Raw genomic sequence first — 474 nt, 5'->3', positions numbered from 1 at the left:
GACGCAGGCATTCCCTCACCGCTCTCCGACTCGGCGCGTTTCTTGATCAGGGCAATGACGTCCGTTGCGAATTGATCGGCCATTCTGTTTCCTGTCTTTCTTTCCCGCGTTTCGACCCGGACCCGCGGCTCAGTTCCTGAGGCGCGCCGCGTCGCGAAAGCCATCACGCTTGTGCGACTGACAAAGCCCAATGCTCATAAAGCCGGATCAGGTCCGGCCGGTGTGTGGCGTAGGTGCAGTATGACGATGTGAGCCGCTACACCGTGCGCGTCGTAGCCGATTGCGCGGGCTTCCGGTCTCGCGCCGGCCCAACTGCGGCCGCTTTCGAATGGCTTTGCGTGGAAGGTTCCCAGTCTGTCCATAGGCTCGGAAGAAGTCGGACAGTTGACATGGCCGGTCAGTTGCAACTCCCTTTCCCAGCACTCCACTGCCCGGTAGAGCGCATGAAAGTTCTCCTTTCGGGCAGTTCTTAAG

General features: G+C 60.1%; 1 pseudogene. It reads right to left on the bottom strand.

The window, feature by feature from the left end:
- Positions 1 to 236 precede the first annotated feature (236 nt).
- A pseudogene (locus EOA49_RS34065) lies at positions 237 to 445 on the bottom strand (acyltransferase); the annotation flags it as partial.
- Positions 446 to 474: the final 29 nt, after the last annotated feature.

Source organism: Mesorhizobium sp. M1A.F.Ca.IN.020.04.1.1 (genome assembly GCF_003997315.1).
Classification (GTDB): Bacteria; Pseudomonadota; Alphaproteobacteria; order Rhizobiales; family Rhizobiaceae; genus Mesorhizobium.
Note: the sequence above shows the minus strand (reverse complement) of the source record. Positions and strands in the feature narration are given on the sequence as shown.